At 68.8% G+C, this 7,366-nt stretch carries 11 protein-coding genes; 1 reads left to right on the forward strand and 10 read right to left on the reverse strand.

Annotated elements, in window-relative coordinates:
* The first annotated feature begins 354 nt into the window (after window positions 1–354).
* On the forward strand, window positions 355–675 hold the full coding sequence (locus HV824_RS33980; RefSeq protein ID WP_176421465.1) for a hypothetical protein: 321 nt from the start codon (window positions 355–357) through the stop codon (window positions 673–675).
* Window positions 676–1,198: 523 nt separating this feature from the next.
* On the opposite strand, the gene HV824_RS33985 is transcribed toward HV824_RS33980, so the two are convergent.
* From HV824_RS33985 to HV824_RS34025, 10 genes are all read right to left on the reverse strand, one after another.
* Window positions 1,199–1,411, reverse strand: a complete 213-nt coding sequence (locus HV824_RS33985) for a hypothetical protein (RefSeq protein WP_368671069.1) — start codon at window positions 1,409–1,411, stop codon at window positions 1,199–1,201.
* Between the two features lie 2 nt (window positions 1,412–1,413).
* Complete coding sequence (locus tag HV824_RS33990) at window positions 1,414–2,037, reverse strand: hypothetical protein (protein ID WP_176421466.1); 624 nt, start codon at window positions 2,035–2,037, stop codon at window positions 1,414–1,416.
* A gap of 53 nt (window positions 2,038–2,090) precedes the next feature.
* Window positions 2,091–2,552 carry an NlpC/P60 family protein gene (locus tag HV824_RS33995; protein ID WP_176421467.1) on the reverse strand — a complete coding sequence of 154 codons (462 nt, stop codon included), beginning with the start codon at window positions 2,550–2,552 and terminating at the stop codon, window positions 2,091–2,093.
* 48 nt (window positions 2,553–2,600) lie between these two features.
* Window positions 2,601–2,948 carry a hypothetical protein gene (locus HV824_RS36965; RefSeq protein ID WP_217917983.1) on the reverse strand — a complete coding sequence of 116 codons (348 nt, stop codon included), beginning with the start codon at window positions 2,946–2,948 and terminating at the stop codon, window positions 2,601–2,603.
* Between the two features lie 89 nt (window positions 2,949–3,037).
* Window positions 3,038–3,484 carry a hypothetical protein gene (locus HV824_RS34005; RefSeq protein ID WP_176421468.1) on the reverse strand — a complete coding sequence of 149 codons (447 nt, stop codon included), beginning with the start codon at window positions 3,482–3,484 and terminating at the stop codon, window positions 3,038–3,040.
* Between the two features lie 220 nt (window positions 3,485–3,704).
* Entirely contained in the window at window positions 3,705–3,839 is a 135-nt protein-coding gene (locus HV824_RS37810) for a hypothetical protein (protein ID WP_255208561.1), read from the reverse strand.
* A gap of 460 nt (window positions 3,840–4,299) precedes the next feature.
* A complete protein-coding gene (locus tag HV824_RS34010; RefSeq protein WP_176421469.1) occupies window positions 4,300–4,524 on the reverse strand; it encodes a hypothetical protein in 225 nt (74 codons plus the stop codon).
* Window positions 4,525–4,540: 16 nt separating this feature from the next.
* Window positions 4,541–5,191 (reverse strand): nuclease-related domain-containing protein, encoded by a 651-nt coding sequence (locus HV824_RS34015; protein ID WP_176421470.1) that lies wholly within the window; start codon window positions 5,189–5,191, stop codon window positions 4,541–4,543.
* Between the two features lie 184 nt (window positions 5,192–5,375).
* Window positions 5,376–6,005 (reverse strand): DUF1629 domain-containing protein, encoded by a 630-nt coding sequence (locus tag HV824_RS38320; RefSeq protein ID WP_368671070.1) that lies wholly within the window; start codon window positions 6,003–6,005, stop codon window positions 5,376–5,378.
* Complete coding sequence (locus HV824_RS34025) at window positions 5,957–6,694, reverse strand: AHH domain-containing protein (RefSeq protein ID WP_306465661.1); 738 nt, start codon at window positions 6,692–6,694, stop codon at window positions 5,957–5,959. Before HV824_RS34025 ends, HV824_RS38320 begins: the two co-directional genes overlap by 49 nt.
* Between the last annotated feature and the right edge of the window lie 672 nt (window positions 6,695–7,366).

Raw genomic sequence — 7,366 nt, forward strand, 5'->3', positions numbered from 1 at the left:
CCGGCCGGCCTTCATCAACTCGACGACCCGCTCACGGAACTCCGGCGGGTATGGGGGGCGTGACTTCGGCATCGTGGGACCCTTTTCGCACAGCGGGTGGGACTCCACGAAACCGGGGTAACTTCAGACCAGGAACCAGAGGGTGGCGCTCGCGCAGCGCCTCGGGGCGGCGGAGGCAGAGCTTCAGGCGGCAGTCGCGGGGCTGGACGGGAGTCCAGAGGCAAGGACGCGCTACGCCCACGCACGCGCGGAACACCAAGCAGCCGCCGCGCTGACCATCCAGGAGTTGCAAGGCCCGGCGCCACGATGGTTGCGCCGGGCCCGTGCAGTCGCTCAACGGACTCAGGCTGCATCGTGGTCACCCTCTCGCGAGGCCTGCTCCAGTCGGCGTGCCGCTGCCTCGCAGTAGCGATCCTCGAGTTCGACGCCCACGGCGCGGCGTCCGAGTTGCTGCGCAGCGACGAGGGTGGCGCCGGTTCCAGCACCAGGCCGCCCTCCGGGCACGAGCGCTCCATCAACAGGCCCAGCAGGGAGACGGGCTTTTCGGTGGGGTGGCTGCGCTGCTGCGGCGGCACCGGTGCATGGCCCGCGAGGACGGCCCCCCATGCGATTGCCCACCAGTGGACGGCGCTTCGGCCCGGCGGCGTGGAGTACCACCTCGTAGTGGGCGCGTAGTTGGCCCCGCAGTCGCCCATGCCGCCCCGGGCCTCCCACCACACGAGGGCGCCCTTGATGCGCAGGTGGGCGCAGCACCCTCATCCCCTGGCGCGAGCCGGCGGCGCGGATGCGATGCCTATGCGGTGGCCAGCCGGCGGGATAACCTCAATCCCATGCACAAGCGCCGATTTATCCTCGCCAGTCTTGTCCTCGCCGTCGCCTCGCCCGCCCCCGCACAAGGCCCGCCAATCCGGAAGGAGTGGCGCGATGCCGCCACGCGAGCCTGCGGAGGCGGTGTTCCCAGGGTTGACCCCAACTCACTCGACCAGGAGCTCTGCGTAGTCGATTGCGCTAGCGCAACGGGAGCAATCCAGAGGCGGGCTGTGCAGCTCCCTAATGGAGCGCCATGCTCGAAACACCATCTCACGGCCCCTCCGTTTCCACTCCACAAGGGCACGTGCAGAGCGGGCTACTGCGACGCAAAGCTGTAGTGGCATCACGGAAGGGCCCGCCCCAACACCCCGGAGCGGGCCGCCTCACTTCACCAGCCGAACGTGTAACGAGCGCCGACGCCGGCCATCCGCTCGCGCTGGTTCGCCTCGGCGAATCCAAACACGCCCAGGTGCTGCGTCAGCCGCGCGCCCAGCTCGCCGCGCGCGTAGGCGCCGGAGAGGCTGGACACGCCGGCCTGTGCCTCCAGGTAGCCGGTACGGACGGGGACGCGAGACAGCACCCCGTCCAGCCCCGCGGACACGGCTAGCCGCGGGGCGTCTGAGGGAGCGTCGTCAGCGCCGGCACCGTCGGGAGCGCGGTGGCGATGCCCTGGGCGGCGAGCTGCGCGGCCGTCTGCACGGCCTGCTTCGCCGCGGCCTTGCTCGCGCCGTGCATCGCCTCGATGCGCAGCTTGGCGTCCTCCGCCTCCTGGACGGTGAGCGCGTAGCCGTGCCGGGCCATCTGCTCGTTGAGCAGCTTCAGCGCGAGCGCCAGCTTGTCGTCCACCGTGTTGGCCGTCTTCGCGGCGAAGGACTCCACGGCGAAGTAGGCGTGCTCCACGCCCTGGGCGAAGGCGCGGAGGCGAGCCTCGGCCTTGTCCTTCCAGAGGCGGCGCGCGAGCCACGCGCCGCCAAGCACCACCCCGGAGAAGATGACGCTCAGCGCGTCCGGGCTGGCCAGCACGCCGAGCAGCGCCGTGCCGATGGCGGAGAGGATGGAGGCGGACACGGCAGGCTCGCCCGTGTCGGCGGTGGCGGCCAGCACCACGGAGGGAGCGGCGAGGATGGGGGCGGACATGGCGCCCACCGTCTGGGCCAGCGCGACGGCGGGCCCGGAAAGCACCATCGCCACGGTGGCGACGGCGAGCAGCTTCAGCTTCGTCATCATGCGGATACTCCTGACTGCGGGGGATGCCCAGCGCCGAGGCGCCGGGCGGGGACTCACGAGGCGACGGGCAGCCGACGGAAGCCGGGCATGCGGCGCGCGCGGTAATCGAGGTGGGCGAACGTCTTCACGCGGGCATCGGCCTTGGCCGCGTCGGCGAGCGTGCGCGTGCTGGGGCCGCCACCGGAGGCGCCCACCACCACGCCGGCGCCGACGTACACCATGACGTGCTCGGGGTCGGCAGGCTTGCCCAGCGAGTGGTACAGGACCAGGTCACCAGGCAGCAGCTCGGACGCGGCCGGCACCTTGGCGCAGTCCGTCCACAGCAGGTCCGTGTTGTGCGTGGCCCGCCAGTCCGGGCCGCCCACCTCGCGCAGGGCCCAGGTGACGAGGCCGCTGCAATCGAAGACGCGCTGGCCGGTGGTGACATCCGTCTCGCCCTTCCCATTCCAGCGGTAGGGGCTGTTCATCTGCTGGAGGACGAGTGCGAGAAATCGGGCTCGCTGAGAGGTGGCCATGGAGGACTCCAGAGTTGGGGGTGGTGCAGAAAGCCAGGCCGACGTGGGCTACGCACCGACGGTCGAGTGACTGATGGCGGGCCCCTTCGCGACCGGCAGCGTCCATCGGTTCGCGAAGGCGTCCCAGACGTGCTCCGGAGTCGGCTGGGGCGGACGCTCCGACGCCGACTGGTCCTTGGCCAAGAGTGCGCGAACCGCAGCGTCCTTGGCTTCCAGCAGCTTGCGCAGCGCTTCGGTGCGCTCGGGGTTGCGGGGCACCTCCGCGTGGAGCCTCTCCGCCAAGTCGCCGAAAGGCGCGCTCACCGCCTGGAGCTTGGGCGGCAAGTGGCCGTAGGCGAAGAACTGCATGATGTGCTCGCGGACGGGGGCGCTGGACTGCGAGGTGGACTCGGTCATGTACGACTCCTGGGGTGCTGCGAGTGAAAGGGGACCGTGCTGCGCCACCACCACGGACGTGGCGGCGCGCGCGCCCGGGGGGCGGAGGCTCACGGCGTGGGCCTCGCCACCTTCTGCGGGTCCACGAGGTTGGCCGTGTGCTGGAGCTGGCGCGCGTTGCGCTCGCCCATCAGCAGGTGCGTCTCGCTGACGGAGCGGTCGAGCTTGGGGACGACCTCCGCGCGCCATACCTCCAGCGCGCGCACGCGCTGCTCCATGAGTCGGAGCAGCGAATCGTGCTCCCGCACGACGCGCAGCTCCGTCTTGATTTCATTCACCCCCTCCACCACCATCTCCATCCGCTGGACCAGGAGGGGCACCTGGCTGGAGGCGGACTCCTGCTCTTCGAGCGCATTCAGGCGCTGCTGCAGGACGGGCACCTGCTCAACGGCCGCCTCCGCCTTGGTGCTCCGGCGAGACAGCAACTGGGTGAGCAACGGGCCGGCGATGTTGCTGACCGCGAACATGACAACCGCGGCCTCGGGGGAAAGCTCCATGCGGCCGCATCGTCACGGCATGCGTGGACGCCGTCCGGCCCTCCTCCCCGCGTGAGGCGGCGGCCCCGCGCCAGGCCGGGAACCGGTACGCCCGTCCCAGCAGGTGGACACCCCCATCCAGGGGCCGCCCTCTGTCGTGAGCGGGCACTCAGCTTGCGAGGCGCCCGGCCATGCCCCGCTACCTCCTCCCCCTCGTTGCTGCCCTGCTCCTCACTTCACTTCAAGGCCGCGCCAACGGCCCCACATGCAGCAACAGCGACGGCCCCTGTGCGTCGAGCGCGGACTGCTGCTCTTCCGGAAACGCCTGCGTGGAGGGCGTCTGCCGAGGCATGAAGAAGCCGCCGAACTTCTGCATGCGCGGTGGCGGAGGTTGCTTCTCACAGGAGAACTGCTGCCCTGGCTACGTCTGCGCGGGCAAGGACTCGGGCAACCAGTGGCAACAGGGGCGCTGCATGGCCCAGCCCACGTGCGCGGGCCAGGACGCCGCTTGTGGCGCTGGTACCTCCTGCTGCGGCGGCCTCGCCTGCCGAAACGGGACGTGCACCCTCTCCGGCTTGGCGGCAGCACCGACGTGCTCCGGCCCGGGAGCGCGGTGTACGGCTGACGGAGGCTGCTGCACCGGGTTGACGTGCCAGGCTGGCCAGTGCGGTGCCCCAGGAAGCCAGATTCGCTACCACGACGAAGGAGAGTCCTGCGGACCCCAACAGCCGTGCTACCTGGGCAACACCTGCGTCAGCGGCACGTGCGTCTCCAACGTCGCGCTGCACGAGCAGCGTCAACGCCAGCAGGAGAGCTCGGAAGCAGGTGGCAGCGGTTCACCGCCCCCTGGCCGACGCACGCCGGAGAAAGGTGAGGCGGCCATCTGGCGCGAGGTGCACTGGGGCAAGGAGGCACAGCAACAGGAAGAGCGCCGCCGCCAGCAGCGTGAGGATGCGCGTCGTGAGGAAGCACGACAGGAGGAGCGGCGCCGCCAGCAGCGCGAGGACGCGCGACGAGATGAGGCCCGGCGGGAAGCGATGCGCAGAGGATGGTAGCGCCACCTCCCCCGCGGCCTACTCACCCCATCCAGGTCTCTTCGCGGCGAGCGGCCCGGACGAGCTCTTCCACCTCGTTCGGGCTGAGCTTCGCAGGCTGGGCCAGCAGCCCGCGCACCAACTCGGAGTGGTGGAGGACAGCCACGTACCGAGGCGAACGCTTCACGACGGGCTGCTGGTGGACGAAGACGAGCAGGCCCTGCACCCAGAGCGCGCTCCGGCCAGTGGCCTCCGTGAGACAGCGCCGGACGCGCTGGGCCTCGGCATCCAGGTTCTCTACGAAGTCCGTGCGGTAGTGGCCCACCATGACAACGGGGCCGCCCACCCACACCTTGCCGCGCACCGCCTTCGTGTTGAGGACGAAGACACCCGGCGGGCCGATGACGAGGTGGTCCAGGTTGGCGCCACGCTGCCCTACCCTCACGTCGTGCTCGACGTGCCAGCCATGGGGGCGAAGCTGCTCCAGCAACTCCCCCACCAATTCCTCCCCGTCCGCCCCGCGGCGCCAAGCCCGCTCATCGGTGTGGATGTCGAAGAGGCGGGTGAAGAACGGCTTCACCGGGGAGGCATCCGCGATGGCCTGCTGCTTCTCCCGTGCGCTCTGCCCGGGCCGTCGGCCGGTGCGCGTCACCACCTGGGGCTGCGGCGAAGCCTCCCTCTTCTTGAAGAACATGCGCTCCCCCACTGCATTGCCAAACGACGGCGCGTCCGACGCCCGCGTCTGGGTAATATTCAATGCAGTCCACCTCACTGGTGGCCAAGGCGCAACCGGGCGTCGTAATGCCAGCCGCACGGACCAGGGGCCAGCGCCGCTCTATCCCGGCGCAGAGTCGAGAGCTGCGCTCAGGTGGGCCACGTCATCGGAACCCCGACGAGTCGCCCCATTCCGCCACGGGGATGAAGCGCAGCCCTTCCGGCGGCGGTGACAGGGCGAGTACCCGCTCAACTACCGTCCGGTGAAAGACGTGGACCACGGACTCGGCGAGCCGAAACGCCAGTCGCTCTTCGAGCGGCACCTCACCGAGCACGGACTCATCGAGGAACAGCTTGTCGAGGCTCAGCAGGAGGTCTCCGTCCTCGTCGAACTCGAAGCGCGAGCGCTCTCTGTCCATGCAGGGAAGCCGTCGCCACATGTGGACCAGCCAATAGCGCAACACGGAGTCGCCCACCTGCACGTCCGCGGGAACGAGTTGGACTCCTGGCAGAGCCGCCGCCTCGAAGGAATCCTTCAGCCGCGTGGAGACGACAGGCGCCGGAAGACTGTGGAAGTCAACCATGACAGGCCGGGGCGGAACCGGCTCGCCCAACTTCAGCTTGACGGGTGCTGCAACCTTCACAGGACTGGGCCGAAAAAACGGAAGGCACTCCTGGTCCCACGACAGCAGGGGATGCTGCTGGGAACGCGCGCGCTCGAGGACGAAGTAGTCGTCTTGCATGGCTACTCTCCCACCTGAAGCGCCCGCCGCTGGAGTGCTGTCCCAGTGCATGGGTGCATTGTCCGATGCCTCCGGCCGGCAGGACACGGCCGACGTGGCTTGTCCTGAATAGACGTCGAGCCCGCGCACCCCTGCCCTCCAGGAAGGTAGTCCAACCCATCCGTCGTGAGGGTCCACTTCCCGCTGGCCACCTTCCCCAGAATCGTGCGGCTTATTCGGTCCATCTTGGCCGTAAGCCCCTCGGGCTTCGGGCAGAAGCTGCCACTCACGGCCTTCTCGATAACGCCCGCCAGCAGCCGCTTCACGGCATCTGGGTACGCGAGGTTCATGTCGAAGGCCCAGCCCCCTGCGTGGGGGCCTTTGTGAATCGGCACGTGGAGTTCGCAGGCGACAGCCATGACCATCGGCAGCATGACGCCATTCTCTCGCCTGTTGATGTCATACCCGAAGTCCCGGCAGAGTGGCGCCCACGGAGCATCCTCCGCCATGGCCTCGGAGCAGATGAGGTGGTGGGCGGCGATGGACCAGCGCCCCGTGTACCAGGGGTGCTCCTTCGACTTGCGGCCCGCGAGGATGTTCTCCCGCAGCTCAGTGGGGTTCCCCAGGTGCTCGCCCCATCGCCTTGCGAGCGTGTGCCACGGCCCCCCCGCAGTACTCGCAAGGTGGCAAGTCCAAATGCTGCGGCCATTTCTTGGGCTCGGAACCGAACGGCCGAAGTGGCACGCAACGAGAGAGGGCAGGCATGCCGGGAATCACACACCCGGCCCCCCCACCCATTGAATGGCACGCGAGCGCAGGCGAACGCGCACTTTCCTACAGGGCGCAGTCCCTCTTATCCGTGCTCACGCGGCCGAGCGCAGCCGTTCCACACGGACGAACCATCCGTCCCCGATCAAACACTCTCCAACCCCAATATACCTTCCACACTCTCATTGCCCTACCATGAAGGCCACACCCCCTCAAAAGAGGCCGACATGCCCATTTCCGGAATACGGACAATGGCACAGCTCCTTACGGCAGCGCGCCGTCAGGTGGCGCCTACGCCCACGCAAAACCGACCAGCAGCGGCAACGCCGACACCACCCAGGCAGGCAGCGACTCGCACCAACAATCGCAACGTCGATACGTTCGAGCCTAGTCCCTCCAGGACTGCCCAGCCACGCGCAGCAACAGCGCCGCCTGTGCCACATCGGGTTGACTACGGGCAAATCGGAGAGGCACCGCGTGACACAGGAGAAGTCAACGGAGCAGCAGAGCTCTTTCAGTTCGTCAAGGACGGCTACAACGTAAGCGTCCGGCCAACGACGTGCTGAGAGGCGTTGAGGCGAGAGCCGCCGCCGTGGACGCTGGCGAGCATGTCGAAGTCGGTGGAGAAGCAGGAGTGGTTCCAGGTCGCGGAGTCTTTCGAGGCG

It is taken from the genome of Myxococcus sp. AM009, assembly GCF_013372605.1.
GTDB classification, from domain to species: Bacteria; Myxococcota; Myxococcia; order Myxococcales; family Myxococcaceae; genus Myxococcus; species Myxococcus vastator.

Excerpts from the sequence above, each read along its gene's own strand:
- HV824_RS34005 (WP_176421468.1), bottom strand. The coding sequence starts at position 3,484 with ATGGAGCTTTCCCCCGAGGCCGCGGTTGTCATGTTCGCGGTCAGCAAC.
- HV824_RS33990 (WP_176421466.1), bottom strand. The coding sequence starts at position 2,037 with ATGATGACGAAGCTGAAGCTGCTCGCCGTCGCCACCGTGGCGATGGTG.
- HV824_RS36965 (WP_217917983.1), bottom strand. The coding sequence starts at position 2,948 with ATGACCGAGTCCACCTCGCAGTCCAGCGCCCCCGTCCGCGAGCACATC.
- HV824_RS38320 (WP_368671070.1), bottom strand. The coding sequence starts at position 6,005 with ATGCACTGGGACAGCACTCCAGCGGCGGGCGCTTCAGGTGGGAGAGTA.
- HV824_RS34015 (WP_176421470.1), bottom strand. The coding sequence starts at position 5,191 with ATGTTCTTCAAGAAGAGGGAGGCTTCGCCGCAGCCCCAGGTGGTGACG.
- HV824_RS33995 (WP_176421467.1), bottom strand. The coding sequence starts at position 2,552 with ATGGCCACCTCTCAGCGAGCCCGATTTCTCGCACTCGTCCTCCAGCAG.
- HV824_RS37810 (WP_255208561.1), bottom strand. The coding sequence starts at position 3,839 with ATGCAGAAGTTCGGCGGCTTCTTCATGCCTCGGCAGACGCCCTCCACG.